This is a genomic window from Acinetobacter sp. T_3_1, assembly GCF_025377055.1.
Taxonomy (GTDB): Bacteria; Pseudomonadota; Gammaproteobacteria; order Pseudomonadales; family Moraxellaceae; genus Acinetobacter; species Acinetobacter kookii.
This window is the reverse complement of sequence record NZ_JACHVD010000002.1, coordinates 43482-69477: the sequence shown is the minus strand read 5'-3', so window position 1 is coordinate 69477 and position 25996 is coordinate 43482. Positions and strand designations below refer to the sequence as shown.

Below are 25996 nucleotides of genomic sequence, written 5' to 3'. Positions count from 1 at the left end.
AAGGTGCATAAATGAAGCGCATGCTACACATCAACATTGTGTATACCCTTAATTTCCAGCTATACCTTCGACGGCCAAGATAGTGCTTTTTGCATATATATTTGTATAACTTTAAATTTTTCAGATTAGATAAAAAGACTTAACCCAAATTGACACTAATTTTCAAGATGACTACATTTTGAGCACGTTTTTTGCTTGTATTCATCTGTGTAAAGCGCACTATAAAATTAAAGCAAAACCTGAAGAGGTGTATTATGTATTTAAAAGACCATATTGTTCGCGTCGAAAATATCAAAACCATGCAAAACCTTGATGCTGCCGGAATTGATCACAAAGTAATTGCCATGTTTCTGAGCTGTGAAGGTATTCCGATGCAATCGGCGGATATTTGCGCAATTTTAAACAATTACGATGCCCTAGGAAGCAGAAAAATTCCGTCCAAAAAAGTTCAGGCCTTGATTAATGCAAAGCAGCTAGGAGAGGAGGATGAGTCCCTGCCTTGCCCTGCCTCTTATTAACCGGAAAATGACCTTCTGATTCAATTCCCATCCTTCAGACTTCCTTTTATCCTTTCTTGTGGAGATGAAAGATTAGGTCTTCATTTCCACATTTCTCAATGCATTGTAAAACTTAGGCTATTTTTTTCAGCTCCATACTGTGTGGCTCGCTGTGCCTAGCGAATTATTTTCCATTCAGCACTATTCCATCACGTCACGGCAAAAGACAGGTGTATAATCGGTGCAATGATTAACCCGACTTGTGATCGATTCCTTCCATGCTTCTTCAAATTCTGCAAAAACAGCTCGATGAAAGTACATCATGTCCTTTATGTCAGGCATCCATGTTCTGGATAGAAGCTGAGCAGTACGATCAGGCAATGAATTTTCATGAATGCAGTCACTGCCATCACCGTCTGTTTCAGGACGGTCGCGGCAACTGCCACTGCGACACCTGTCTGGCCAAGCGTAAAAAAATGCTGGCTGAAACACGCCTTCAGGAACAACGTCAACTCAAGTCCAAAGAAAAAGATGCTGTTGAATACCGTCTGGATCAAATCAGCTTTTTAAATAAATTGTTTTTGCTCAGTATTCTGGATAATCAGGTGCAGGAATATACTACGCATCATGAATATATAGACTGGGAAAATATTAAATATCATTCCCTTACACCGAATTACCTGTTCCAGAATTATTTGATCAAGCAACTGGTAAAAGAACAGATCCTGATTGCCAAAGATTTTGCCTCCGAAGCCAGTCAGTACTATGTCAATGTGCGTTTGGACGGTTATTCGGAACCGAGTCTGTTTAGCATTACCCAGCAACTCAGAAACTGGTTTTATGAAAATCTAAGCTTGGGCGTACCCTTCAAGAATGCCGATGAAGTCAAAAATGCACTATACCTGGTACTGTATCAGGAAATTATTCAGTTCGCCCAGTTTTACTGTCGTACCTGGGGCATTCAGATTGCCGGGAATAACAGCTTTCAAACGTTCTGCTATCGCCTGATGGATTCTCTGGCGGTGGGTCAGATCTACTATCTGGTACAAACTGCTTTAGAATATTTGCATCAGCAAAAAGCCTTGCAACCACGCAATGAAAATTTTATTAATACCAATTTGTTAAAGAAAACCTTACAGCAATATCGTGAACGGTCCGTGACTGAAAAATGGGAAACCTCCACCCTGCCTCGTCCACACAATATTCCTTTTAGCAAGATGAGCGAAATCCTGTTGTTCCGCTTTCTGGGCTATGATGAAAGTATTTTCTTTCAGCCCATCTGGAAGTTATGGAAAAAAATTGAACCCAGATTAAGCTTTTATTCACAAAAACGCTGTATGTATTGTGGTTCCAGCGAACTTAGCGTGGATTATGATGCTGAAAATTATGTAACACTCTGCTGTCGAACCTGTAAGCATCAAGACCACTATTTTACCCAATAGAATTTCACCCGCTAAACGGTGATCGATATGTCCAGTTTCTCCGACTCCACCCTGTACAATTTAAGGAATAATCCCATGCATCAAACTTCAACATTGGTCGAGCAGATTGTTGAAGCCTGGACACAACTGCAAAGCCAGCAGCCTTTGGTGCAATGCATGACCAACAGTGTTGCAGCGAATTATGCAGCCAATGTATTGCTGGCTGCAGGTGCCTCGCCAGCCATGATTGACAATCCGTTCGAAGCCGAAAGCTTTACCACGATTGCCGCTGCACTGAGCATTAATTTGGGTACCCCAACTCAGGAACAGATGCAGGCCATGCAAATTTCTGCACAAACGGCGCAGCGTACCCATACTCCGTGGGTACTCGACCCAGTTGGTTATGGTCCCATTCTAAAATGGCGCTCGGACATGGTGGATGAATTACTGCAATACCATCCCACGGTCATTCGCGGTAATGCTTCTGAAATCAGTACCCTTGCCGGCAACCAGGTAGAGTCCAAAGGTGTGGATAGCACTTTGGACAGTGCCGATGTCTATCATCAGGCCAAAGTGTTATTAGCACATGCGGACTGTATTGCCATTTCAGGTGAATCTGATTTTATTTTGACTAAAGAGCTAAATGCCGTAATTCAGATCAATGGCGGTTCTCATTTACAGCCCAAAGTCACCGCGACCGGTTGTGCCCTGGGTGCTTTAATTGCGGCTTATTGCGCTATCACTTCTCCAATGATCGCGACGATTGCAGCCCATACCCATTTTGCTATTGCGGGAAAATTGGCATTTGATCAAGCTCAAACGATCGGACATTTTAATGTGGCCTTTATGGATCACATCCACAGTTTAAATCCGGACTTCATCCGGCAATATGCGGATCTTAAAATTCTTGCACTTTAAGTTGAGTCTTCGTTCCTGTTACTAAGGTTGACCTGGCTCAGATTGTAATGACCGGATCTGGGCTTATATCCATGCCAGTATTGGTATAAAAAGAGAATGGTGACGGAAATTTAATAGACTTTCCGGTCTATAAATAAATTAAATAGAGTTTCCAAAATCGTTTGCAAATCCAATTTGCAGATACAGAGCAAACCCATGCCATCAAAATAGTCAGGGACATGCTGCATAAAAAAATTGCTATGCGGGGTGGCTTTATTTCTGAGACGTTGAATATGTTCGGGTGTCGTTTGGGGCATGACATGAGGATAGACAAAAATATCTTCTCGACGTTTTTGCACTTCAGATTTACGCTGCTGAATCTTTTGCAGAACTGTTAAATATTGTTGAGGAGTTTCTTTGCCTGTACGCGGAAAGAAATTTTGTGAGCGGGATGCAAAATAAGTATAAATTTTAGGCTGTATGATGGTCGGCACAAACCATAATGGAATGGCGGAATGTCGAATCCGGTGATTGATTGCAACTCGGATTGCTGTTTTAAGGGTTCTGTTGCCTTTACGATAAGCCGGTAAAATACTCGCCCGGTAACTCACCACAAAGATAGGCTGTCCCTCCAGAGAAAGCTTAAGCACAGGAATAATATTTTGCCCCACCCGTGTATCTTTATGATAATAATGAACCACCAGAACAGAAACGGCATCCTAATCATAGACAAAATTGTAAATTTCTTCCTCGCACGAATCCGGAAAAATTTGCCGATCAAATTCACAGATCACTTTAAAAAAACGATGCTTTTCTTCAGATGCAAGTTTTGCAAAATCGACAATCGTTTCTGTAATACCCATCAAATTGATCCAATTTTTTGATATTTATGAATTATTACTGATTTCAGCTGACTTAAATATCACTAGAAATGGTGATTTAAACCCAATTCATCCATTTTTTCACTCGGTTGCCGCATGACTGCACCCTCCTTAGATATAACAGTAAAGCACAATAAAAAAGCCCAACAGATCGAGTCTGTCAGGCTTTTCCGATAGGTCAAAAGAGTGGATTAAAAGATATCAATCTCTGGTTTAAATCTTAAATCATCCACTTTATTCAACGCGATTTACTCATACTCTCTAAGGATAGCTAATAAGCACGGACTTAATCCGGTTCTCTTCCAGTTCAGTCACTTCAAAGTAAATGCCACGATATTCCAGTTTAGCTCCCAGACTGACTTTACCGTGAGTTTTTTCCAGAATCAGACCGGCAAGGCTGATATAACCTGCCTCTTCTTCAACCAAATCCAGCATACCCAGCTCCAGTTCCAGCTGATACACATCAAGCATGCCAGAAGCTTTCCAGGTATGGTCATCAATTTTCACCAGATCAAGCTGCTCATCGGCATCCGGAAACTCGCCAGCAATCGCCTCAAATACATCCAGAGGAGAAATCAGGCCTTGCACATTACCAAATTCGTCACTCACCAATACCAATGAACCTTTCGAGCTACGCAAGGTATTAATGGCATCGATGACTTTCATTTTTTCAAAAATATAAATTGGACGATGGCGTTTGATTAAAGCCTTGAGCTGTTCTGGATCTTCCAGTACATCAAGGAGCTCTTTAGCCCGAACCACGCTCAGAACCTTATCCAGGTTGCCCCGGCATACTGGAAACAGGCTATGCGGTACAGCAAGTACCTGTTCACGAATCTGTTCAGCGCTGTCATCCAGATTCACCCAGGAAATCTGGCTTCGAGGTGTCATAATCGAGGCAACTGATCTTTCTGCTAGGGTTAATACTCCCCCAATCATGTAACGCTCTTCATCAGCAAAGGTTTCTTGTGCTTCAAAGTGTTGTGCACTATCAGCCATGGTTTCCACTTTACCACCCATCAATTTCAGGATGGAATCTGCGGTACGATGCCGTAATGGAATTTTGGATTCATGCTTTGTAGCATTGCGTTTTGAAAACTGGTTAAAGGCTTCAATAAGAATAGCCACACCAATACCTGAATAGATATAACCTTTAGGAATGTGGAAACCAAAACCTTCGGCAATCAGGCTGATCCCGATCAGTAATAAGAAACTTAAACACAGGATGACGACAGTCGGATGGCGGTTCACGAATGCAGTCAATGGCTTAGAGGCAATCAACATGACAATCACGGCAATAGTCACAGCAGCCATCATTACGTAAATATTATCCACCATCCCTACTGCGGTAATGACAGAATCCAGGGAGAAGACCGCATCCAAGACAATAATTTGTGCTACTACCGCCCAAAAACCGGCATAAACAACCGAAGATGTCGATTGAACTTCAATCTTGCCTTCCATTTTTTCATGCAGTTCGGTCACGGCTTTATAGACCAGGAATAATCCACCAAAGAGTAAAATCAAATCCCGACCTGAGAAGGATAGACCTGCAATTTCAATAATGGGTTTTGTGAGTGTCACTAGCCAAGAAATAACGGACAGAAGCCCTAAACGCATAATTAATGCGAGAGAAAGGCCAATAATACGTGCTTTATCACGTTGTTCAGGAGGAAGTTTTTCTGCCAAAATGGCAATAAAGACAAGGTTATCAATACCTAAAACAATTTCTAAAATAATAAGGGTTAGTAAACCCACCCAAATTCCCGGATCTAACAAAAACTCCATTAGTTCACATCTCCGTTTTCACGAATTGGGTTAAAAACAAATTTAAACCGGCACGGCGAGGGATCCATATAAGTGACCTTTTCAACAATAGATAAATTTATTATGCACAATCTGTTAAATTTGTAATTAAATTTTTGTATTGTTAGCGCTTTAATCTTAGCCAGATATACAATTCGGCCTATTTTGACGCTTTTACTTCATCTCTTCATCTGATTTTTGGCTTGAGAAAATATCAGTTTCTCTCATTAACAAGATCAGCCTCCGAAGCTTTTTTCACCCGAATATAAAGATAACCAGGATGATTGAATTGAATCAATGAAAGCTAAATTCAACCAAACAGGCTTCCACTCCAGGCAACACATTTACAGCACGTGTTACTCTAACCAATGAAAAGTATTGACCGTATAGATAATTTCCAAAATGTGCCCTCATACCAGTAATCAAGGGGTAGCTTAATTTAGATTTCTTATTTAATTTATGTCAGGTGCGGTCGATGAGCGTTCGTAATTGCCAAAAGTTTAAAATGTCCTGGCTGCTCACTCCCAATATGGCATCCTTACAGCAAGGTTATTTTCAGAACTTATCCAAATCCTCAGGTCCAGGTAGAAGTGTAAATTTTGCTCAACTCAGGATATTGCAGGGTATTGCCAGATTTCATCAAGATAAAGCCTGCTGCAGCATATCCGGACTCAACGATCCGGCTTAATTTTATTTTTTGTAAGGAAACTTATAATAATAAGTTTGCTTATTGCAATATAAAAAACTTGATATATATTAATATCAATAAAAAATGTGTGTTGTTTGGCAAAATTCGATTTAAATAAGACGCTTTTCAACAAATTAAAATTACAACAATCTTAGGGAGGCTTTTCTCCATGACTAAAAAGTACAGCAAATTCCTACCTTCCATTGCTGAAGATTTCTCTTTGGAAAATTTTCCTTATTATTGGGTCACTCAAGTGCATGCCCAATACATACAAAATGTAGATCACGCTTTGAAAAAATATGGTCTGGACAATTCACGTCGTCGTATTTTACTGTCGCTAAAATCCAAACCGCATGCCAGCGTGTCAGACCTCTCAGAAATGGTCATTTCCAAAATGTCGACCACCACCAAAATCGTCTATCGCTTAAAAGATGAAGGACTGGTGGATACGTATTCATGTGAAGATGACGCCCGTATTACCCGAGTGGTTTTAACGGATAAAGGGCAACAAATGACCAATAAGATTAATGACCTGACCAATGTGGTTCTGGAACAATCTTTTGAAGGCCTCACTCCCCTGCAAATTGAAAAGATGATGGAAAGTTTAAAATATATTTTTAGAAATTTAGCCCATTAAGTTGGGTTGAATTCACAAATCAACAAAATTATTTTTTAGTTTTACTTTACAATATTGTAAAATATATTGTTTTCTCTTTAAATTCATTAAAAATAAGTTACAATAATAAAATACAATTACAACAATTTCTGGGGAGAAAATACAGATGACAAAAAAATACAGTAAATTTTTACCATCTGCAGATAATTTCGATTTGGAAAATTTTCCCTATTACTGGGTAAGCCAAGTCCATGCTCAATACGTACAAAATGTTGATCATGCACTAAAAAAATATGGTCTGGACAATTCACGTCGTCGTATTTTACTCGCTTTAAAATCTAGACCGCATGCCAGCGTGTCAGATCTCTCCGAAATGGTGGTGTCCAAAATGTCGACCACCACCAAAATCGTCTATCGCTTAAAAGATGAAGGTCTAGTTGATACTTATTCTTGTGAAGATGATGCACGCATAACCCGCGTAGTGTTAACCGAGAAAGGAGATCAAATGACGCAGAAAATTAATGACCTGACCAATGTGGTTCTGGAACAGTCCTTTGACGGTTTAACCCCTTTACAAATTGAAAAAATGATGGAAAGTCTGCAACATATTTTTAAAAATTTATCACGATAGTTTAATTTTAAATTTTAGTTAAATACTGACTTTTTCTATTTTAGACTCCGAAAAAATACAAAATTAATACATTTTATTCTATTTTTTTAACGAAAATATTACGGTAATAAATTAAAAGTTGAATTTAAAACAACGGGGAAAATAAGAAAATGACCAAGAAATATAGTAAATTTTTACTTTTATCCAGTGAAAATTTTGATTTAGAAGAATTTCCCTACTACTGGATTACTCAGGTTCATGCGCAAGGTGTAAAAAAACTAGACCATGCCCTGAAAAAATATGGCCTGGACAATTCGCGTCGCCGTATTTTACTGTCGCTAAAATCCAAGCCGCATGCCAGCGTATCAGATCTCTCCGAAATGGTGGTGTCCAAAATGTCGACCACCACCAAAATCGTCTATCGCCTAAAAGATGAAGGGCTGGTTGAAACGTATTCATGTGAAAATGATGCCCGTATTACCCGAGTAGTCTTAACAGATAAAGGACAACAAATGACCCTGAAAATTAAGGATCTGAGTAATATTATTCTGGAACAATCCTACGAGGGTCTAACTCCTTTACAAATTGAAAAAATGATGGAAACCCTTAAACAGATTTTTAAAAATCTATCGTAATAATCGAGGCTTAATCGAAAAAATTCAGCTGGGGGCTCATTTTTTCAATTTTTGCTTTTGGAACATGTGAGCATTCAAACTCAACCTCTGGAAACCCTTCTACAAAACAACGAATATCTGGGGAGTTCCAGCTTAGCCATTCATCTAAACGCTCATGAGGAATAATAATCACCGAGCGTTTCACATTTCCAGGTTCATGAAAATCTTTCATCATGGGGTGATCAATCGCATCCATCGTAATCATGGTTGCTGAACGAATAATTTCCTCTCCGATTCGGCAAATCTCATAGAGCGCTGCAATATAAAAAGCCTGTCCATCCTTTCGCCGTACTCCCCAGCGTTGCGGCTTGTTCTCAATATATTTCGACTCATAAAATTCACTCACTGGAATCACGCCAAATTTGCATTTTGAAGCAGCATTGATAAAAGTCGGTTTTTGGAGCAATGTTTCATTTCGAGCATTATATGTTTTCAGGGCAATGCTTTTGTCTTCCGCCCATTTCGGTACCATGCCAAACCTAACCTTACGCCACTCCAAACCTTGGGCTGATTTAAACAGCAAAGGCAACTCATAATTTGGATAGACCTCATCTGGATAGTCAAATGGAAAATCAGGAAGATTCAAATCACGGAGCTGCTTTAAATTAAGCGGTTTAAAATTAGCGCACATAAAACCAGATATAAATTGAAACTTACTCTATTATAGCTTGTATGAGATACTTTTTACTTTGCTGTACTATGCGGTAGCGTTAACCAATGTGTACGGCTAAACTCTTCCAATATCCACTGTCCATTAAAGCGCCCCAAGCCTGAATTTTTCTCCCCGCCAAAGGGTGCATTCGGTTGATCTGCCACGGTGATGGCATTGATATGCGTCATACCTGCATCAATCTGCATTGCAAAACGGGTTCCGTGTTCTAAATCAGAAGTACATACTGCGCTGGATAGCCCATAGGCTGTGTCATTGACCAAACGCAAAGCCTCGGCTTCATCTTGTGCCTTAATAACCGGCAAGACAGGCCCAAAACTTTCTTCTTGGGCTAAGCAGGACTCTGGATTTACATCAATAAAAATATGAGGTGGAACCACATTATCTTGAATACCCCCTCGCACAATGAGTTTAGTTCCCTCTTGTAGTGCCTGAGCAATAATCTGTTTGATTTTTTCAACTTGCGCGACATTAATCATCGGGCCAATCAGGGTATCTTCTTGCTGGGGATCACCATAGGCAATATTCTTAGCCCGAATGACCAGTTTTTCAACAAAAGCATCATAAATTTTAGCATCGACAATCACCCGATTGGTACTCATGCAAATTTGTCCCTGATGCAAAAAACGCCCTATCACAGCCAGCTCCACCGCCAGATCCAGATCAGCATCATCAAGCACCACTAAAGGTGCATTACCGCCCAATTCCAGCGCAATACGTTTGAGATGATTGCCAGCAATAGCCAGTTGCCCGACGCGTTTTCCTACCAAAGTTGAACCTGTAAATGAAATCAGTTTCGGTGTATCGTGCTCAACAAAGTAATCCCCTATTTCACTGCCTAAACCCGCAACTATGCTGAATACACCTTGAGGGAGACCTGCTTCTTCAAAAATCTTGGCCAGCAACAATCCCCCTGTAATAGGCGTATCACTTGCGGGCTTTAACACCACGCAATTTCCTATCGCAATAGCTGTAATCACAGAACGCATACTGAGGTGAAAGGGAAAGTTCCAGGGACTAATTACCGCAATGACACCCAAAGGTTTCCGGATTACATAACTTCTGCGACCAGGATCGGTCGATTGCAATTCCTGGGTGTTCATTCTTTCAGGAAATGTTATGGCTTCATTGATAATACCCAATGCTGCATCTACTTCAATATTGGCTTTGAAACGTGTACTGCCGGATTCCTGAATGAGCCAGTGGATGATTTCTTCACGTCTATTTTTGATTATATCCAGAACCCGGAGGATGAAGCTTTTACGCTCGGACGCTGACGTTTGCGACCATGTATTAAAACTCCCTTCCGCTGCTGAATAAGCACTATCCACATCGACAAGGCTTGCAGCCTGCAATTTCAAAATAAGTGCTTGAGTATAAGGATTGATATTATTCAGCGTATGCGTTGAAGTTCCTTTCAGCCAATGACCAGCAATAAATTGCTGATCGGAAAATTGATAAGCTTGCATACCTCATCCTTTTTATCATTCTGGTTTTATATTTAATGTAAAACCTAATACCCCAAAGTGCCAGTGTAAAAAGAATTTCGTAACTTTTAGACAATAAAAAAGCCTCCGAAGAGGCTTTTTTACTACACAGGATTAGTCACCTGTATAACCTTTTAACTTCAAACGTGCTGCATGAAGTAGCGGTTCGGTATAACCAGAAGGCTGTTCACCACCTTTGAATACCAGGTCATAAGCTGCCTGGTAAGCATAGCCATTGAATGCTGGAGCCATTGGCGTATAAAGCGGATCGTTTGCATTTTGCTCGTCCACAATTTTCGCCATACGCTTGAATACTTCTTCAACTTGCTCTTTGGTTACGATACCGTGACGTAACCAGTTTGCAACGTGTTGAGAAGAAATACGTAATGTTGCACGGTCTTCCATCAAGCCCACATCGTTGATATCGGGAACTTTAGAACAACCCACACCCAAGTCAACCCAACGAACCACATAACCCAAGATACCTTGAAGGTTATTTTCAAGTTCTTTGGTTTTCTCTTCTTCAGACCAGTTGGTATCTGTTGCCAAAGGCGGTGTTAACAAGTCATCTAATGATAACGGCTGAGTGTTCAACAATTCTTTTTGACGCTCAGACACGTTGCATTGATGGTAATGGATCGCGTGAATCACCGCACCAGATGGAGACGGTACCCATGCACAGCTTGCGCCCGCTTCCGGATGCTCAATCTTGGTTTTGTACATGTCGGCAAGCATATCTGGTTTAGGCCACATGCCTTTACCAATCTGTGCTTTACCACGTAGACCCGCTTGAAGACCGATCATCACGTTACGGTTTTCATATGCCGGGAACCAGATTTGTGACTTCACTTCACCTTTACGAACGAATGGACCAGCTTCCATGAAGGTATGGATTTCATCGCCTGTACGGTCCATGAAGCCCGTGTTAATGAAAATGGTGCGGTCTTTCGCCTGAGCGATACAGTTTTTCAAGTTCACAGATGTACGGCGTTCTTCATCCATGATCCCGATTTTTAACGTTTTAGCTGGTAAGCCAAGCGCCTGTTCAGCACGTTCAAATAGCTCAACTGCAAATGCAACTTCTTCTGGGCCGTGCATTTTTGGCTTCACGATATACATCGAACCTTTACGCGAGTTCTTGATCGTGTTTTCACCTTTGATGTCTGCAAAAGTCAGCAATGGAGTGATTAACGCATCCATGATGCCTTCGTAGATCTCTTGACCATCTACCAGGATGGCAGGGTTTGTCATTAAATGACCCACGTTACGAAGCAGCATGAGTGAACGGCCGTGAAGCGTCGTTTCACCACCAATCAGGTTTTTGTGGGTACGGTCCTGGTTCAATGTACGAGTCACGGTTTTACCGTTTTTCTCGATTGATTCAGACAGTGTACCTTTCATTAAGCCTAACCAGTTACGGTAGCCTTCAACTTTCTCTTCAGCATCTACAGCTGCAATAGAGTCTTCCAAGTCCTGAATGGTTGTTACAGCAGCTTCAAGCACAAGGTCTTTTACGCCAGCAGCGTCAGTTTGACCAATCGGGCTGGTTGCATCAATTTCAACAATAACGTGCAAGCCATTGTTTAAAAGTACGATTTCAGTTGGTGCAGCTTCATCACCATTGAAACCTACAAATTGAGCTTCTTTCGCTAAGGTAGTGGTTGAACCATCTTTTAGCGTCACAACCAATTTTTTGCCTTCAACCGCATATTTGGTTGCATCGGCATGTGAGCCATTTGCCAATGGGAAGGTTTCATTTAAGAAGTTTTTAGCAAATGCAATAACTTTTGCACCACGAACCGGGTTATAGCCCTTACCTTTTTCCGCGCCACCTTCTTCAGAGATCACGTCGAAACCGTAAAGTGCATCGTATAAAGAGCCCCAACGAGCGTTCGCAGCATTCAAGCAGTAACGTGCATTACGCACAGGAACCACCAATTGCGCACCAGCCAATAATGCGATTTCTTCATCTACATTTTCTGTGCTGATTTGGAAATCTTCTACTTCTGGTAATAAGTAGCCAATTTCTGTAAGGAAAGCTTTGTAAGCTTCGAGTTCAAATTTGTTGTTGCGGTGCCATTCATCAATTTTAGCTTGAAGGTCGTCACGCTTAGCCAATAGTGCTTTGTTCTTTGGGCTAAGATCGACAACGACTTGTTCAAAGTTTTTCCAGTATGTTTCGCTGTCCAAACCAGAACCTGGTAGTGCTTCATTTTCGATGAAATCGTAAAGTTCTTTAGCAATCGCTAACTTGCCTTTTTGAATACGTGCAGTCATTGTCTTTCCTGATATTGCTACTTTTTATAACAAGAGATTCTAGTATACCGATTTATACCTAGCTGAATAGTACTATCACATTCCTAAATAATGATCATTTTCTAATAAATGAATATATACATCATTCAAAAAAATGAAGATCACCAATGCAACATTATTATTTGCCTGAATACCTTTTTATAGTTTATAAAGTTTTAAAAATGTCGAAATTAGACTTAAGTGCAGAATTTTGCTTTAAAACCACCCAAAAGCTGTATTTCTCATAGCTGTTGAGCAAAGATTAAGCCATGAATAGAACAAAATGTCGATAAAATACTCAAACAATTTATGTAAAAAAAGCGCCTGTTTAGGCGCTTGATCTTTAGCTGGCTTCCGAGGCTGACCCCTGTATTTGTCGATGTTCAGAATTCAGATATTCATCGGACTGCATTTCCAGTAAACGTGAACGCGTACGTTCAATTTCAAAAGCAAGTTTCTCGCCCTGGTAAATATCAATAATACTGTCTTCCGAGGTCAGCAGGAGTTTGACGCCACGATCGTAAAACTCATCTACCAGATAAATAAAACGGCGTGTACCTTCCGACAGGTAATCGGTCAAATGCGGCACATTACTGACCAGTACCGTATTATAAATATTGGCAATTTCAATAAAGTCAGCCGGGCTACGCGGTTTTAAACACAGCTCCGAATATTCACACCACAACACATCTTCCGTATGACCAATGGTTTCCACAATACGGTTATTGATGATAATTGGTTCTTGCGACTGGGTCTGGGTCTGGGTTAAAGCGCTAAAACGCTGGGCAATCCAGAGCTTATGATCATGCGTTAATGGATGTTTAAACAATTGTGCCTGCTTGAGCACACGCAAACGATAATCAACGCCAGCATCCACATTAAGAACCACGCAATGTTTTTTCACCATTTCAATGGTCGGGATAAAGCGGTCACGATGGATTCCGTTCTTATATAAACCATCCGGCGCAATATTTGAGGTCGCCACCAAGGTAATGCCACGGGTAAACAGTTTCTGGAATAACTCACTCAGAATCATGGCATCCGTGACATTCGAGACAAAGAATTCATCAAAACAGATCACCACCGCTTGCTGGTAAATCTGGTCTGCAACCTGATCCAGCGGATTACGTTGTCCTGACAACTTATTCAGCTCACGATGTACATGCTGCATGAAATGATGAAAATGCATGCGCATTTTACGGCGAAACGGAATCGATTCAAAAAACTGGTCCATTAACCAGGTTTTGCCTCGCCCAACTCCACCCCACATGTATACGCCTTTTGGTGAAGTTTGGCGACGGAAACGGCGAAACGCTTTTTTTGAAGCTTTAAAACGCTGAATCAATTCTTGCCAAACACGATCCAATTCATGTACAGCCTGCGCCTGTGCATCATCCGGCATGAACTGGCCAGATGCGATGGCCTGTGCATAGCGCTCCGCAGGTGACAAAGGGATAAAGGCTGTACTGTGCTTAGAATTTAAATCTGACATATGATTGAATACTATTTTAGGCTATTAAAAGTATAGCGAAGATTGAGATGGAATATATAACACTTTGGCATTAACACACTTAGGCTATTTACTAAACTACTTAAAGTACTGCCGTGGACTGTGTCCAAACCAGCGCTTAAAGGCATGATTGAAAGCTGCAGGCTCCGAATAACCCAGTAATTCTGCAATCATTTCAATGGAATATTCTTTATATTCCATTAATCTTAATGCCTTGTCTTTAATCAATTGTTCACGTATCTGTTTATAACTGCTTTGCACCTGTTGCAATTGATGCCGCAAGGTGCGCTCCGGAATTTGCAGGGCTTGTGCTGTTTCCGCCATGCTAGGCATCCCCCCTTCTTGTAGTTCCAGATAATCCTGTACACGCTGCACCAGGGCAGGTACTGAGTCATCTGCCCTCAACCGCTCCAACTCAGCAATACATTTGCTTTCATAAAGATTAAAGGTCATTTTGTCTGCTGAAGGAATCTGTACATTTAACACGGCATCATCAAACCAGAATTCCGCAGACTCGGCAGCGAACTGCAATTCAGCACCATAGTACTCCTGATAAATATCTAAAGCCTGCTGATTTTCAGGCTGTGCAAATGGCAGCTCTATATGCATTCGGGGAATACTTAAGCCCATCATTTTATACAGATCCTGAATAAATTTATAAGTTCCTGAAATTTCACATTGTGCTCGCAACAGTCCAAGCTCACTGTTTAAATCTTCAGGTGCGTAACACAAAACCACCTTTTGTGCTTTATATTTTAGGCTTAATACGCCTGTTAAATGGGTTAATGCCTGATAGCGAATCCCCTGCTCTAAAGCAGTACGGATATTTTCACTACTAACCAGCAACATCAGTAAAGGACCATAGCCGGCAAGTGCATAATGCTGGCCAATGAACAGACCTTTTTCTGGTGCCACATCCTGCCCAATGACTTTCAGCACATCCCATTCCAGACCCGGATGAATAATTGAGCTCGGATCCAATGCATCCGCGCGCAATCCAATACTTTGAAGTTTTGGATCAACATCAATCCCAGCTTTACGCATGCCTTGAATTAAATACATCAAGCCGAGAATTGAACGTTTCATAGCAGGATCACATCAAAATAACCTCTCAATTTTTACTATAATTTTTCATGCTTGCAAATTGCCGAAACTATCAATTTTTTTGTCATGGCTATCATGTCAGTGATCTCAGCCTTGCTATAACCTATAAAAAAATAGAAATCATAAGGCCAATAAAAATATGTATGCTCAAGCCCAGCCCCAGCCTATGCCAGTACAAACAAAGATTGCCATTATTGGTGCAGGTTTTGGCGGTTTGGCAATGGCTATACGTCTGCTACAAAGCAATATGCATGATTTTGTGATCCTGGAAAAAGCTGTTGATGCAGGCGGAACCTGGCGCGAAAACCAATATCCCGGTGCTGCCTGCGACGTCCAGTCCCATATGTATTCCCTTTCTTTTGCACCCAAAAGCGACTGGTCAAAACGTTATGCTGAAGCACCTGAAATCTTTAAATATATACAAGATTTAATGACCGATTATGATTTAGAAAAGTACTGCCAGTTCAATTGTGAAGTTTTGGCTGCTCAATACAATGAACAAAGTTGCGACTGGAAACTTAGCCTGAATAATGAGCAGACTTTGATTGCTCAATTCGTGGTTTTTGCATCCGGCCCTTTACATGTGCCACATATCCCACATGTCAAGGGCATTGAAAAGTTTCAGGGTAAAGTTTTTCATTCCTCACAATGGGATCATCAATACGACTTGACAGGCAAAAATGTTGCTTCCATTGGCACAGGTGGCAGTGCAATTCAATACATTCCAGAAATTGCAGCTCAAGTTAAGCAACTTTATGTGTTGCAGCGTACTGCGGCTTGGGTCATTCCCAGAGATGAACGCCGCTATTTCAATATTGAAAAGAAATTATTCAAAAAACTAGACTGGTTCAGAAAGCTGCATCGGGCACGCCTATATTGGTCAAACGAATCTCGTGTGGTTCCCATAGTTCAACCGGCAGTAATGAAATATACACAAAAGCTAGCGGAAGCTTTTATCAGATTTCAGGTCAAAGATAAAAATCTGGCTCAAAAACTGACTCCTGATTACATTATGGGCTGTAAACGTATTTTAGTATCTAACAAGTACTATCCTACATTTAACCGCAGCAATGTCGAACTGGTGACCGAAGCTATTCAGGAATTAACCACAAACAGCATCATTACCAAAGATGGTAAAGAGTACAAAATTGATTGTTTAATTTATGGAACCGGCTTTATTACCGATCCACGGATTTATTTAAAATCATTTAAGTGTACTGGTGAGCACGGACAAGATTTACGAAATGCATGGCAAGCCGGTGCGGAAAGTTTTTATGGTATTTGCACCAAAGGCTTCCCTAATTTATTTCAGTTATTAGGGCCTAATACTGTTTTGGCACACAATTCGGTTATTTTTATGATTGAAGCTCAGGTCAATTATATTCTGCAAATGATTGAACTGGTCAAAAACACTCAGAGTCATGCCATTGTGGTCAAAGATCAGGCACAGGACCAGTTCAACCAGCGTGTACAAAAATGGCTGGATGGCACAGTCTGGCAATCGGGTTGTGTGAGCTGGTATCAACAAGATGGTGGAAAAAACTTCGCCCTGTGGCCAACCTATACCTGGAAATACTGGCTACAGACCAAAAGGCTTAATCCTGCTGATTTTCGACTGCTAAATAAAACAGCTGGAAGTCGTGCAGCCTAAATCATTAAGGCTCATAATAGGCAGGTATTTATTCGCTGCTTAATTCTTTATGCAATCCTTTTGGTTGATTTTCCAGTTACTCATTTGTTTAGCACTCGGATTTGTTTTGGCAAAACGTTTACCTTCGTGGCTAGAACATCTTGCCTTTAGGACGCTGCCCTATTTTACTTATATTCTGTTGATTGCGATTGCCATGGAGTTTACGCAAACATTGCATACGATTGCTCAGCCTTGGCAAATTCTGAATTATGCTGCTGTTTTGGCCCTACTTACCAGCATCGGTGCATTCCTCTGCTGTTATGTGTTATTCAAGCTCTTGGGGTATCAACCCAGTCACGGCAAAGTATCCATAAACCTGGTCAGCAAATCCCTCATCAATATCAGCTATGCTTTTATTGCCCTGGGCTTCGGTTATGCACTGTCTGAATCTGTAACCAGCATGGGCTACACCTTACAGATCAGTACCTGGAATTTATTGCTGGTATTCATGTTCTTGATTGGCCTGGATCTCGCCTATTCCCCCTTAGACCACTCCTGGTTGAGCTGGAAAATTTTACTGGTACCGCTCGGCTGTATAGTCGGTTCACTACTGGGTGCTTTCGTTACAGCGACACTGATTCAGGACATCAGCTTAAAAGATCTCATCATGCTGTCCCAAGGTTATGGCTTTTATTCCATGACCGGCATTGTGGTCACTGAACTCAAAAATACCCATCTTGGCAGTATTGCACTGATGAATGACCTGTTCCGAGAAATTCTGGCGATTGTGTTGATGTATATGATTGGTTGGCGTTATCCACGTTCTGCAATTTCTTCTGCAGGTGCGACAGCAATGGATGTCACCTTGCCCATGGTCAAACAGGCCTGTGGCAATGATTTTATTCCACACGCCATGGTCAGCGGCTTTATTTTGTCAGTCTTGGCACCTGTAGTGGTGAGTATATTGGCGGCGATTTAATTTTTCATATTTATCCCTCATCTAAGTAATGCTAATCAGTTAAGGAGTTGAGAAATAAACTCTTTAATTTTTTAGTAATTCATGGCGGAGTCTTACCGTTTTAAATCAAATCCTTGCAGCTCATTTGTTACTTTGGTTTCGCCCTGAGAAGCATTGCTTCGTAAGACCAAAGGCATCTTGCGGAGCAATGCTCCTCACCGCAAAACTCATCAGCCACTATCAACTCGCAAATTTATCGCAGAAACAATCATTTTTATGTAGCCCCACCTCAAACAGTTGCGGATGACTTTTCCGCATATCAAATACAGTCATGAATTTAAAAAGAAAAAGCCAGTCAATTTCTTAACTGACTGGCATTACTCATCTAAGTCCTTTCGCAAGAGGAGAAGGCTTGTCCATTTTTATAATAGTGGGACGTTCTCTCTCCCATTGGGAGAGAGTTAGAGAGGGTGTAAAATTTACAAAGTTGCCAAAATATCTTTCAGCATTTGACGCGGATTTTCCGACTTGGTAATTGGACGACCAATCACTAAATGCGTAGAACCATCCAGCATAGCCTGTTTCGGCGTTACGATACGTTTTTGGTCATCAGCCGCAGAACCTTCTGGACGAATTCCCGGGGTCACTAAAGCAAATTGCTGTCCCAAAGTTTCACGCAGCATTTTGGCTTCCTGAGCAGAACAGACCACGCCATCCAGGCCACTTTCCTGAGTGAGTTTTGCAAGACGTTTTACTTGCTCAAATGGCTCAACATCTAAACCAATATCTTTTAAATCTTCACGCCCCATTGAAGTCAGCACAGTCACTGCAATCAACTGGGTATTATAATTACCCGCTTTCAAGCGCTCTACACAGGTTTCCATCATCTTGCGACCACCAGATGCATGCACATTCACCATCCAAACACCTAAGTCTGCTGCAGCACATACCGCCTGAGCTGTAGTATTGGGAATATCATGAAACTTCAAGTCCAAGAAAACTTCAAAACCCTTGTCATGCAATGCTTTCACCACACTTGGGCCTTCATGCGTAAATAACTCTTTACCAACTTTCACCCGACATAATGCAGGGTCTAACTGCTCTGCAATCGTTAATGCGTCATATTGGCTTTTAGCATCCAGTGCAACAATGATACTCAAGAGACTTACCTTCGCTCAGACAAAAAAGAAAGCCTATTATAAAAGGTATTCCAAGCTTTAACAAAGTGATAAAAAATTAGTTAATCGAAATTATTGCTTTGAATTTTCATGATGAGATTAACGTATATAGATAAAAAAACACCCTGAAGCATTTACCTTAGGGTGTTTTAAAATTGATTCAATCTTTCGGTTTCAAGCTGGCTGGCTAAAACCTAAAAATTATCGCCAACATACAGAATTACAAGGGATTAGACGAACGATCATTCGGATGAATGTCTAAAACTGTTTTTTCATGTCTGCTATGGGCTGCTGCCTCAGCTGCCGCCAACTGTGCAGCCTGTATTTGTTCTTTTCGAAGATGCTCAATGTCCTTACGTAGACGCTTAATTTCCCAGTGATTTTGAAATACCCGGAAAATTTGAACCCCTAACAACAAACCCAATACCAAACCTAATGCCAAGGTTAATAACAGCAATAAACCTAAACGCATTGCAGGTACCTGCGTAAACAGCAGGTCTACCGAAAGTTCAGTACCGTTTTGTAGTACAAGTGCTAATGAATAGCCAAAAAGTACAATGAGTAATGCGACTAAAACGTAACGCATAAACACCCCATAAATTTTTTATTACTGTGCAGATTCGTTTACTGCATCACGCAATGCTTTACCAGGTTTAAAATGCGGAACCGCTTTTGCAGCTACTTCAACAGATCGACCTGTTTTAGGATTACGCCCCACACGTGGATCACGGTGATGCAAAGCGAAACTGCCAAAACCACGAATTTCAATACGATTATCAGACGATAATGCAGCTATCATTTGATCAATCATAATCTTAACAGCTTCTTCAACCAAAGGCTCTGCTAAGTGTGGATTTTTTAGTGAAATTCGCTCTATTAAGTCAGACTTATTCAGTGCTTCCGTAGTCATCTGCGACCTCTTTAATTATCAAGCTACTTTGTAGATGAAACGATAATAACCTGTTTAAATACAAAACGGTAGCGTAATAAGTTAATACTACGCTACCGTTTACAGTATTTGTGTAAAAAGTATTAGTTAATTTACATTAACAATACATTTACAGCTCTACTTAGTTGCCCATTTGAGCTTTGATCAAATCACCAATAGTCTTAGGACCATTGTCTTGACCAGCTGCAGCTGTTTTCAAGTTAGCAACCGCTTCTTTCTCTTCAGCTTCGTCTTTCGCTTTGATAGACAAGTTGATAGAGCGAGATTTGCGGTCTACATTGATGATTTTAGCTTCAACTTCTTGACCAACTTCAAGGAACTTAGTTGCATCTTCAACGCGGTCGCGGTTGATTTCAGATGCTTTAAGAGTCGCTTCAACTTCGTCAGCCAACTTAACAGTCGCGCCACGAGCGTCAACTGCAGTTACAGTACCTTTAACAAGCGCACCGCGTTCGTTAGCAGCCAAGAAATCGTTGAACGGATCGCTGTTCATTTGTTTGATACCAAGGCTGATACGGTTGCCTTCAGCATCTACAGACAGGATAACCGCTTCAACAGTGTCACCTTTCTTGTAACGACGGATCGCTTCTTCGCCTTGTTCGTTCCAAGAGATGTCAGACAAGTGAACTAGACCGTCGATACCGCCTGGTAAACCGATGAAGATACCGAAATCAGTGATTGACTTGATTGTACCTGAAACTTTTTCGCCCTTGTCGTGGTCTTTAGCAAACTCTTCCCATGGGTTAGCACGAGTTTGTTTGATACCCAAAGAAATACGACGACGTTCTTCGTCCACTTCAAGAACCATAACATCAACTTCGTCACCAATCTGAACAACTTTAGATGGGTGGATGTTTTTGTTAGTGTGGTCCATTTCTGAAACGTGTACTAAACCTTCAACGCCTTCAGCGATTTCAGCGAAGCAACCGTAGTCAGTCAGGTTAGTTACGCGTGCTTTAACGATAGAACCTTTAGGGTAACGGTTCATGATCGCTAACCATGGATCTTCGCCTAATTGTTTAAGGCCTAAAGATACGCGGTTACGTTCGCGGTCGAATTTAAGTACTTTAACAGTAACTTCTTGTCCAACTTCAACAACTTCTGAAGGGTGCTTGATGCGTTTCCAAGCCATGTCAGTGATGTGAAGAAGACCGTCGATACCACCAAGGTCAACGAACGCGCCGTAATCAGTAAGGTTCTTGATTGTACCTGTAACTGTTTGACCTTCTTCAAGCTGAGCAAGAAGAGCTTCACGGTCAGCTGAAGATTCAGCTTCCATAACAGCACGACGAGATACAACAACGTTGTTACGTTTAGCATCAAGTTTGATTACTTTGAATTCTAACTCTTTGCCTTCAAGGTGAGTTGTGTCACGGATAGGACGAGTGTCTACCAATGAACCTGGCAAGAACGCACGAACTGGACCGATGTCAACAGTGAAACCGCCTTTAACTTTACCAGAGATAACACCAGTAACGATTTCGCCGTCTTCAAAGATTTTTTCAAGTTTAGTCCAAGTTTCAGCACGTTTCGCTTTTTCACGTGATAAAACTGTTTGACCCATACCGTTGTCAAGAGCTTCAACAACAACGTCAACAGTATCGCCAACTTGAACTTCAAGTTCACGTTGGTCGTTTAAGAATTCAGCGCGGTCAACGATACCTTCTGATTTAAGGCCAGTGTCAACTGTTACCCAGTCAGAGTCGATGTTTACTACAACGCCTTGGATGACTGCACCCTTTTCAACGTTGAGGTTTAATTCGCTTTCTTCAAAGAGGGCTGCAAAAGATTCGGTCATGATATACCTGATAAAGTCAGCGGTCTTGGATCAGACAAGGCCGGTTTAATTAAGCTTCCACATAGTCCGTAATAAACTGATCAAGCTATGCTTTAGCTGAAAATTCTTTAATTGGCTAATTGCTGGTCAACAAAGGTGGTCATCAACTCGAATACTTCATCAATGCCCAATGTAGAACTATCGATAATATAAGCATCTGCTGCTGGCTTGAGTGGTGCGACGGTGCGCTCCATATCACGTTTGTCTCGAGCTTGTATATTAGCTAAAATGTCGTTTATTTTAACATCTAGCCCCATAGCCTGCAACTGCTTTACTCGTCGCTCCGCTCGGGATTCAGCCGATGCCGTCAGGTAAATCTTGGCTTGAGCTTCCGGAAAAATGGAGGTTGCCATATCCCTGCCATCGGCAACCAGCCCCGGGGCTTGCGCAAATGCACGCTGACGCTCCAATAGCGCTGCTCTAAGTTCTGGAACTACCGCAACTTTTGAAGCAAACTCTCCTACCCGTTCTGTACGGATGGTTTGAGTCACATCTTCACCCTCGAGTTCGACTCGGGTACCCGATTCAGTCATCACAAATTTTATGTCTAAATTTGTTGCGATTTTAACGCACTGCTCCAGTTTGGAATCAAGGCAATCAAGTAAATCCTGTTGATGTAATGACAGCCCGAGCAGACGATATAGAGCACCTGAATCAAGCAAATGAAATTGATAATGTGCTGCCAGTTTAGCCGCAAGTGTGCCTTTTCCAGAACCACTCGGCCCATCTATGGTAATAATTTGAACTGTCATTAATTTTCCACTTTACGCTATACAGTTTTAGCTAATTTTGAAAAACCTAGTTTAATCGCAGATTTAAGCTGTGCAAGGATTAATTTACTGATAAAAGGAGCACGTGCCTGCAATTCAATGGTATAGGTGACCAATGTTTTGTCGGCAGCTTTGGCTTCGAACTCGATAATGCCCAAATGGTGTTTCACCAAAGGATTCTTCACAATCTGGTATTCGATACGCTGGTTCGGTTCCAGCAGGGTAATCTGTTCCCGTAAAGGCTTGATGGGACCAAAACCCATACGGCGTATCGAGCCCACCCCATCCGGATGCTCAGGATCACTGGAATCTTTAACCCGTTCAACCTGAATCGGTGCAAAGGCCACATTGTAGGTCGCATGCTTGGATAACAGATCAAAAACCTGATCGACGGGTGCGTTAAATTCTTTTTTTACTTGAATAGAATTCATGACTTATCCTGATTTTTATTGACAATACTCATTGTCATTATAGTTTACATGATTTGAATTAATGATTTTGATCATTTAGAGATTTTTCTTGTAATTTCTGCAATCGCTTTTGCTCACGGCGCTTCTTGAAAAAATTGCTGAGCTGCTGGGAACATTGTTCCTGCATACAACCTGCTTCATATTCGAAAACATGATTGTAATACCCTGTTTCAAATAATCGACGCACGCTCATTAAGGAACCTGCTTTCGGTTCAGTTGCGCCGAACACGACCTTGGAAACCCGTGCATGAATCAAAGCCCCAACACACATGGTACAAGGCTCCAACGTCACATAAAGCACCGCATCTTCAGGTAATCGATAGTTATTCAGATTTGTACAGGCCTGGCGCAAAGCCTGAACTTCAGCATGGGCGGTCGGATCATTTAAAGAAATGGGTGCATTATGTCCTGCACCAATAATCCGGTTTTGACTGACGATCACCGCGCCCACAGGAATCTCCTGTTTTGAAGCGGCAATTGCAGCCTGCTCATAAGCAAACTGCATCCAGTATTCATCAGTCAGTTGTGTAACATCAGTCATAGGGTTAACTGATGATCCCGTAATGCTTCAACAGCTCATTCCAGCTTTGAATATTGGTCACTGGCGGACAATCTGACAAGATGGTTTTTAAAGAGAAATCACTGCCTTTTACCCATTCCGGAGAGAGGTCTTTATCGACCAGACGCGCCCGCACACCCTCAACGAAATCAGGATGGCGAATCTTCCAGTTGGATATCTGCGTTTCAAGTTCAAAAACTTCATTCCAGGAATGAACGCGCTTGCCCCACTGCCAGAGTAGCCAGGTTAATGCTGCTGTAGTAGGCGAACCTTTTTGCAGGTTTTCACTGGCTTGACGGAGCCAGTCACTGCGTGCATCACTAAGGCCAATAATAGATTCATAGTCATGTTCAAAGTTCACCCCACGGCAAACACTATGAATGACATCGAGTGAATTTTGTAAGGGACCCGGACCCACCGGACGGTGCATACTGTTTAAAGTGTCATCAATGGCACGAAAATCCCCAGCAGGATAATGTCCCCAATCAATATTCAGCACTTTATCTAGCACATTGTCACGCTGTGCATCGCAAATATGGGTTGCCCAGCCAATTCCATAGGCACCGGCAGAGGTCATAATCGAACCGGTCAAACCGGTAAACAGGCCAATCGCTCCCCGGTCTGCCAGGAAACGTGTCGCACCAACATCCGGATACAGGCCGATATTGATTTCAGGCATCGCCAAACGTGAATAAGGCGTCACCAGACGGAATGGTGCAGCCATAAACAGGCCCAGACCTCCACCCATCACATAACCTTCACCCCACACCAGTACCGGCTTGGCATAGTTATGCAGCAATAAATCCAATGCATATTCCTGTTCAAAGAATTTATTTGCCGTTGCAACTTCATCATTAATCACCAGCTGACGAAGTTTACGCACATCACCCCCCGCACAGAAAGCCTTCGGGGTGGTTGAATCCAGCCAGATCGCTTTTACCGCATCATCATGGTGAAAATCTTGGAACACTTCCAAAAGTGCGGTAACGATAGATTCATCCAGGGCATGTAGAGATTTTGGCCGGTTCAGGCGAACAATGCGCCAGCCATTGATGGCTTCTTCTACAATGAGATCAGGATGATAATTTTTTAATTCAGGAGATTGTGTCATGCGTCCAGCTGCCAATTGATCGGCTCAATGCCATTTTGTTTCAGATAATTATTTGCTTTTGAAAATACTTTACAACCAAAAAAACCACCACGATTTGCTGACAGAGGAGAAGGATGTGCAGCTTTTAATACCAGGTGTTTATTTTGATCGATACGTTGTCCTTTACGTTGTGCATAGGCTCCCCAAAGGATAAATACAATATGCTCACACTGCTCATTTAAAGCATCAATCACATGATCGGTAAAGTCCTCCCATCCACGTTTTTGATGTGATGTCGGCTGTCCAGCCTCAACAGTCAATACCGCATTGAGCAATAACACACCTTGTTCAGCCCAACGGGTTAAATCGCCATGCTTGGGAACAGGAATCCCCAAGTCGGTGTTTAATTCATGAAAAATATTACGTAAAGATGGCGGTAATGCAACCCCTCTTTGCACAGAAAAACTTAATCCATGTGCCTGATTAGGCCCATGATATGGATCCTGCCCCAGAATAACGACTTTAACACGGTTGAAAGGTGTTGTATTTAAGGCATTAAAAATAAGGGAATTAGGAGGATATATAATTTTATCTGCATGTTTTTCAGTCAGCAAAAACTGTTTTAAATCATCCATTTTCGCACTCAGCAAAAAATCGCTTAATGCATTTTTCCAACTTGCATCCAACTGGATTTTATCGAGTTTAGCTTGCTGTTGTTCCGTTAAAGACATACCTGCTTCCTAATTTTTTCGACCAGACCAAACTTTCTTATTGTCTTCAAATGTGTACTTGAAGATCTACGGTTGGATTTTGGAATTTCATGCCTTGTTGTAATTTTTCATACATTTTAGGATCTGCCCATTCCACTTGAACCTGTTCAGAAAACACAATCTGGTCAAGACTAAGCACACCCATTTGCGTATTTTCAATATCTTCGATAAAGCTTTGTGCATAACCGGTATCGGTTTCATGCACAATCACCGAATAAACCTCCACGTCGCCTTCCCCATTTTGGGTAATGGTCGAAGCCAGCACTTGCTGTGCCAGATAGAAAAAAATACGTGAGAACTGTTCTGCAGAGGGTGATACGGGTAAAGATACCCAGCGTGCACTAAATTTTTTGCACGCCTCAATATATTCAGCATCATCATGCTGCCAGAAGCAGATTGCATGATCAAAACTGTCAAAAATATCCTTGATCACACCTTTTAATAATCCGAAGTCATATACCATTTGACCATGATCGAGCCTGGACGCTTTGAGCAACAATTCAACTTTATAGCTATGACCATGAATTGAACGCTTACAGCGGTCCGACGTGCAATTTCGCACAATATGAGCATTTTCAAACTTAAATAACTTACGAATTAACATGTGCCCTGATGCAATCAAAAATCTG

Annotated in this window: 27 protein-coding genes; 9 read left to right on the top strand and 18 right to left on the bottom strand. The window is 41.6% G+C overall.

All coding sequences use genetic code 11. The annotated features are described in order from the left end of the window. Positions 1-254 precede the first annotated feature (254 nt). The 3 genes from H4I94_RS02965 to thiM all read left to right on the top strand — a co-directional run bounded on the left by H4I94_RS02965 (position 255) and on the right by thiM (position 2836). Positions 255-518 carry a hypothetical protein gene (locus H4I94_RS02965; protein WP_092818333.1) on the top strand — a complete coding sequence of 88 codons (264 nt, stop codon included), beginning with the start codon at positions 255-257 and terminating at the stop codon, positions 516-518. 257 nt (positions 519-775) lie between these two features. Continuing rightward, a complete protein-coding gene (locus H4I94_RS02960) occupies positions 776-1939 on the top strand; it encodes a hypothetical protein (protein ID WP_261181426.1) in 1164 nt (387 codons plus the stop codon). 75 nt (positions 1940-2014) lie between these two features. Further along, a complete protein-coding gene (gene thiM / locus H4I94_RS02955) occupies positions 2015-2836 on the top strand; it encodes a hydroxyethylthiazole kinase (RefSeq protein ID WP_261181425.1) in 822 nt (273 codons plus the stop codon). Between the two features lie 110 nt (positions 2837-2946). Here thiM and H4I94_RS02950 read toward each other — a convergent pair whose 3' ends face one another. The 3 genes from H4I94_RS02950 to H4I94_RS02940 all read right to left on the bottom strand — a co-directional run bounded on the left by H4I94_RS02950 (position 2947) and on the right by H4I94_RS02940 (position 5484). Then, complete coding sequence (locus H4I94_RS02950) at positions 2947-3486, bottom strand: hypothetical protein (protein WP_261181424.1); 540 nt, start codon at positions 3484-3486, stop codon at positions 2947-2949. 48 nt (positions 3487-3534) lie between these two features. Then, complete coding sequence (locus H4I94_RS02945) at positions 3535-3678, bottom strand: hypothetical protein (protein ID WP_261181423.1); 144 nt, start codon at positions 3676-3678, stop codon at positions 3535-3537. Positions 3679-3957: 279 nt separating this feature from the next. Then, the gene (locus H4I94_RS02940; protein WP_092818337.1) at positions 3958-5484 is read right to left on the bottom strand and encodes a TerC family protein; all 1527 of its coding nucleotides are present in this window, start codon (positions 5482-5484) and stop codon (positions 3958-3960) included. Positions 5485-5977: 493 nt separating this feature from the next. On the opposite strand from H4I94_RS02940, the gene H4I94_RS02935 reads away from it, so the two are divergent. The 4 genes from H4I94_RS02935 to H4I94_RS02920 all read left to right on the top strand — a co-directional run bounded on the left by H4I94_RS02935 (position 5978) and on the right by H4I94_RS02920 (position 8051). Continuing rightward, positions 5978-6190: a hypothetical protein gene (locus tag H4I94_RS02935; protein WP_261181422.1), complete on the top strand. Its 213-nt coding sequence runs from the start codon at positions 5978-5980 to the stop codon at positions 6188-6190. A gap of 169 nt (positions 6191-6359) precedes the next feature. Beyond that, on the top strand, positions 6360-6827 hold the full coding sequence (locus tag H4I94_RS02930) for a MarR family winged helix-turn-helix transcriptional regulator (protein WP_131274568.1): 468 nt from the start codon (positions 6360-6362) through the stop codon (positions 6825-6827). Positions 6828-6972: 145 nt separating this feature from the next. Then, entirely contained in the window at positions 6973-7437 is a 465-nt protein-coding gene (locus H4I94_RS02925; protein WP_261181421.1) for a MarR family winged helix-turn-helix transcriptional regulator, read from the top strand. A gap of 149 nt (positions 7438-7586) precedes the next feature. Continuing rightward, complete coding sequence (locus H4I94_RS02920; RefSeq protein ID WP_092818340.1) at positions 7587-8051, top strand: MarR family winged helix-turn-helix transcriptional regulator; 465 nt, start codon at positions 7587-7589, stop codon at positions 8049-8051. 10 nt (positions 8052-8061) lie between these two features. On the opposite strand, the gene H4I94_RS02915 is transcribed toward H4I94_RS02920, so the two are convergent. From H4I94_RS02915 to H4I94_RS02895, 5 genes are all read right to left on the bottom strand, one after another. Next, a complete protein-coding gene (locus H4I94_RS02915) occupies positions 8062-8721 on the bottom strand; it encodes an SOS response-associated peptidase (protein ID WP_261181420.1) in 660 nt (219 codons plus the stop codon). A gap of 53 nt (positions 8722-8774) precedes the next feature. Then, positions 8775-10229 carry an aldehyde dehydrogenase family protein gene (locus H4I94_RS02910; RefSeq protein WP_261181419.1) on the bottom strand — a complete coding sequence of 485 codons (1455 nt, stop codon included), beginning with the start codon at positions 10227-10229 and terminating at the stop codon, positions 8775-8777. Positions 10230-10361: 132 nt separating this feature from the next. After that, positions 10362-12524, bottom strand: coding sequence for a malate synthase G (locus H4I94_RS02905; RefSeq protein ID WP_261181418.1), 2163 nt, complete (start codon positions 12522-12524; stop codon positions 10362-10364). A 361-nt stretch (positions 12525-12885) separates the two neighbouring features. Continuing rightward, positions 12886-14034 (bottom strand): cell division protein ZapE, encoded by a 1149-nt coding sequence (gene zapE, locus H4I94_RS02900; protein ID WP_261181417.1) that lies wholly within the window; start codon positions 14032-14034, stop codon positions 12886-12888. 96 nt (positions 14035-14130) lie between these two features. Next, a complete protein-coding gene (locus tag H4I94_RS02895) occupies positions 14131-15138 on the bottom strand; it encodes an AraC family transcriptional regulator (protein WP_261181416.1) in 1008 nt (335 codons plus the stop codon). Positions 15139-15295: 157 nt separating this feature from the next. Here H4I94_RS02895 and H4I94_RS02890 point away from each other — a divergent pair, with 157 nt between their 5' ends. Beyond that, positions 15296-16807: a flavin-containing monooxygenase gene (locus H4I94_RS02890; protein WP_261181415.1), complete on the top strand. Its 1512-nt coding sequence runs from the start codon at positions 15296-15298 to the stop codon at positions 16805-16807. A 49-nt stretch (positions 16808-16856) separates the two neighbouring features. Next, complete coding sequence (locus H4I94_RS02885) at positions 16857-17765, top strand: lysine exporter LysO family protein (protein ID WP_261181414.1); 909 nt, start codon at positions 16857-16859, stop codon at positions 17763-17765. 458 nt (positions 17766-18223) lie between these two features. Here the strand turns inward: H4I94_RS02885 and pyrF are convergent, their stop codons facing one another. From pyrF to H4I94_RS02835, 10 genes are all read right to left on the bottom strand, one after another. Then, positions 18224-18904 (bottom strand): orotidine-5'-phosphate decarboxylase, encoded by a 681-nt coding sequence (gene pyrF, locus H4I94_RS02880; protein ID WP_261181413.1) that lies wholly within the window; start codon positions 18902-18904, stop codon positions 18224-18226. A gap of 238 nt (positions 18905-19142) precedes the next feature. Beyond that, complete coding sequence (locus H4I94_RS02875; RefSeq protein WP_131274578.1) at positions 19143-19508, bottom strand: lipopolysaccharide assembly protein LapA domain-containing protein; 366 nt, start codon at positions 19506-19508, stop codon at positions 19143-19145. Between the two features lie 21 nt (positions 19509-19529). Further along, positions 19530-19832, bottom strand: coding sequence for an integration host factor subunit beta (locus tag H4I94_RS02870; protein ID WP_086174991.1), 303 nt, complete (start codon positions 19830-19832; stop codon positions 19530-19532). 160 nt (positions 19833-19992) lie between these two features. Beyond that, on the bottom strand, positions 19993-21669 hold the full coding sequence (gene rpsA, locus H4I94_RS02865) for a 30S ribosomal protein S1 (protein WP_086195468.1): 1677 nt from the start codon (positions 21667-21669) through the stop codon (positions 19993-19995). A 107-nt stretch (positions 21670-21776) separates the two neighbouring features. Next, the gene (cmk, locus tag H4I94_RS02860; protein WP_261181412.1) at positions 21777-22460 is read right to left on the bottom strand and encodes a (d)CMP kinase; all 684 of its coding nucleotides are present in this window, start codon (positions 22458-22460) and stop codon (positions 21777-21779) included. A 17-nt stretch (positions 22461-22477) separates the two neighbouring features. Beyond that, positions 22478-22909: an SRPBCC family protein gene (locus tag H4I94_RS02855; protein ID WP_261181411.1), complete on the bottom strand. Its 432-nt coding sequence runs from the start codon at positions 22907-22909 to the stop codon at positions 22478-22480. A 58-nt stretch (positions 22910-22967) separates the two neighbouring features. Then, entirely contained in the window at positions 22968-23489 is a 522-nt protein-coding gene (gene tadA / locus H4I94_RS02850) for a tRNA adenosine(34) deaminase TadA (protein ID WP_092818352.1), read from the bottom strand. Positions 23490-23493: 4 nt separating this feature from the next. Further along, on the bottom strand, positions 23494-24618 hold the full coding sequence (locus tag H4I94_RS02845; RefSeq protein ID WP_131274580.1) for an enoyl-CoA hydratase/isomerase family protein: 1125 nt from the start codon (positions 24616-24618) through the stop codon (positions 23494-23496). Further along, on the bottom strand, positions 24615-25328 hold the full coding sequence (gene ung, locus H4I94_RS02840) for a uracil-DNA glycosylase (protein ID WP_086195473.1): 714 nt from the start codon (positions 25326-25328) through the stop codon (positions 24615-24617). Before ung ends, H4I94_RS02845 begins: the two co-directional genes overlap by 4 nt. Positions 25329-25374: 46 nt before the next feature. Continuing rightward, positions 25375-25971: a 6-pyruvoyl trahydropterin synthase family protein gene (locus H4I94_RS02835; RefSeq protein ID WP_092818355.1), complete on the bottom strand. Its 597-nt coding sequence runs from the start codon at positions 25969-25971 to the stop codon at positions 25375-25377. Positions 25972-25996: the final 25 nt, after the last annotated feature.

Bases quoted from the DNA above. Each gene is read 5' to 3' on its own strand.
- H4I94_RS02885 (WP_261181414.1), top strand. From the start codon at position 16,857: ATGCAATCCTTTTGGTTGATTTTCCAGTTACTCATTTGTTTAGCACTC.
- H4I94_RS02855 (WP_261181411.1), bottom strand. From the start codon at position 22,909: ATGAATTCTATTCAAGTAAAAAAAGAATTTAACGCACCCGTCGATCAG.
- thiM (WP_261181425.1), top strand. From the start codon at position 2,015: ATGCATCAAACTTCAACATTGGTCGAGCAGATTGTTGAAGCCTGGACA.
- H4I94_RS02940 (WP_092818337.1), bottom strand. From the start codon at position 5,484: ATGGAGTTTTTGTTAGATCCGGGAATTTGGGTGGGTTTACTAACCCTT.
- tadA (WP_092818352.1), bottom strand. From the start codon at position 23,489: ATGACTGATGTTACACAACTGACTGATGAATACTGGATGCAGTTTGCT.
- ung (WP_086195473.1), bottom strand. From the start codon at position 25,328: ATGTCTTTAACGGAACAACAGCAAGCTAAACTCGATAAAATCCAGTTG.
- H4I94_RS02890 (WP_261181415.1), top strand. From the start codon at position 15,296: ATGTATGCTCAAGCCCAGCCCCAGCCTATGCCAGTACAAACAAAGATT.
- H4I94_RS02965 (WP_092818333.1), top strand. From the start codon at position 255: ATGTATTTAAAAGACCATATTGTTCGCGTCGAAAATATCAAAACCATG.
- cmk (WP_261181412.1), bottom strand. From the start codon at position 22,460: ATGACAGTTCAAATTATTACCATAGATGGGCCGAGTGGTTCTGGAAAA.
- rpsA (WP_086195468.1), bottom strand. From the start codon at position 21,669: ATGACCGAATCTTTTGCAGCCCTCTTTGAAGAAAGCGAATTAAACCTC.
- H4I94_RS02905 (WP_261181418.1), bottom strand. From the start codon at position 12,524: ATGACTGCACGTATTCAAAAAGGCAAGTTAGCGATTGCTAAAGAACTT.
- H4I94_RS02870 (WP_086174991.1), bottom strand. From the start codon at position 19,832: ATGACTACGGAAGCACTGAATAAGTCTGACTTAATAGAGCGAATTTCA.
- H4I94_RS02835 (WP_092818355.1), bottom strand. From the start codon at position 25,971: ATGTTAATTCGTAAGTTATTTAAGTTTGAAAATGCTCATATTGTGCGA.
- zapE (WP_261181417.1), bottom strand. From the start codon at position 14,034: ATGTCAGATTTAAATTCTAAGCACAGTACAGCCTTTATCCCTTTGTCA.
- H4I94_RS02925 (WP_261181421.1), top strand. From the start codon at position 6,973: ATGACAAAAAAATACAGTAAATTTTTACCATCTGCAGATAATTTCGAT.
- H4I94_RS02920 (WP_092818340.1), top strand. From the start codon at position 7,587: ATGACCAAGAAATATAGTAAATTTTTACTTTTATCCAGTGAAAATTTT.
- H4I94_RS02945 (WP_261181423.1), bottom strand. From the start codon at position 3,678: ATGGGTATTACAGAAACGATTGTCGATTTTGCAAAACTTGCATCTGAA.
- H4I94_RS02875 (WP_131274578.1), bottom strand. From the start codon at position 19,508: ATGCGTTACGTTTTAGTCGCATTACTCATTGTACTTTTTGGCTATTCA.
- H4I94_RS02895 (WP_261181416.1), bottom strand. From the start codon at position 15,138: ATGAAACGTTCAATTCTCGGCTTGATGTATTTAATTCAAGGCATGCGT.
- H4I94_RS02960 (WP_261181426.1), top strand. From the start codon at position 776: ATGCTTCTTCAAATTCTGCAAAAACAGCTCGATGAAAGTACATCATGT.
- H4I94_RS02935 (WP_261181422.1), top strand. From the start codon at position 5,978: ATGAGCGTTCGTAATTGCCAAAAGTTTAAAATGTCCTGGCTGCTCACT.
- H4I94_RS02915 (WP_261181420.1), bottom strand. From the start codon at position 8,721: ATGTGCGCTAATTTTAAACCGCTTAATTTAAAGCAGCTCCGTGATTTG.
- H4I94_RS02910 (WP_261181419.1), bottom strand. From the start codon at position 10,229: ATGCAAGCTTATCAATTTTCCGATCAGCAATTTATTGCTGGTCATTGG.
- H4I94_RS02930 (WP_131274568.1), top strand. From the start codon at position 6,360: ATGACTAAAAAGTACAGCAAATTCCTACCTTCCATTGCTGAAGATTTC.
- H4I94_RS02845 (WP_131274580.1), bottom strand. From the start codon at position 24,618: ATGACACAATCTCCTGAATTAAAAAATTATCATCCTGATCTCATTGTA.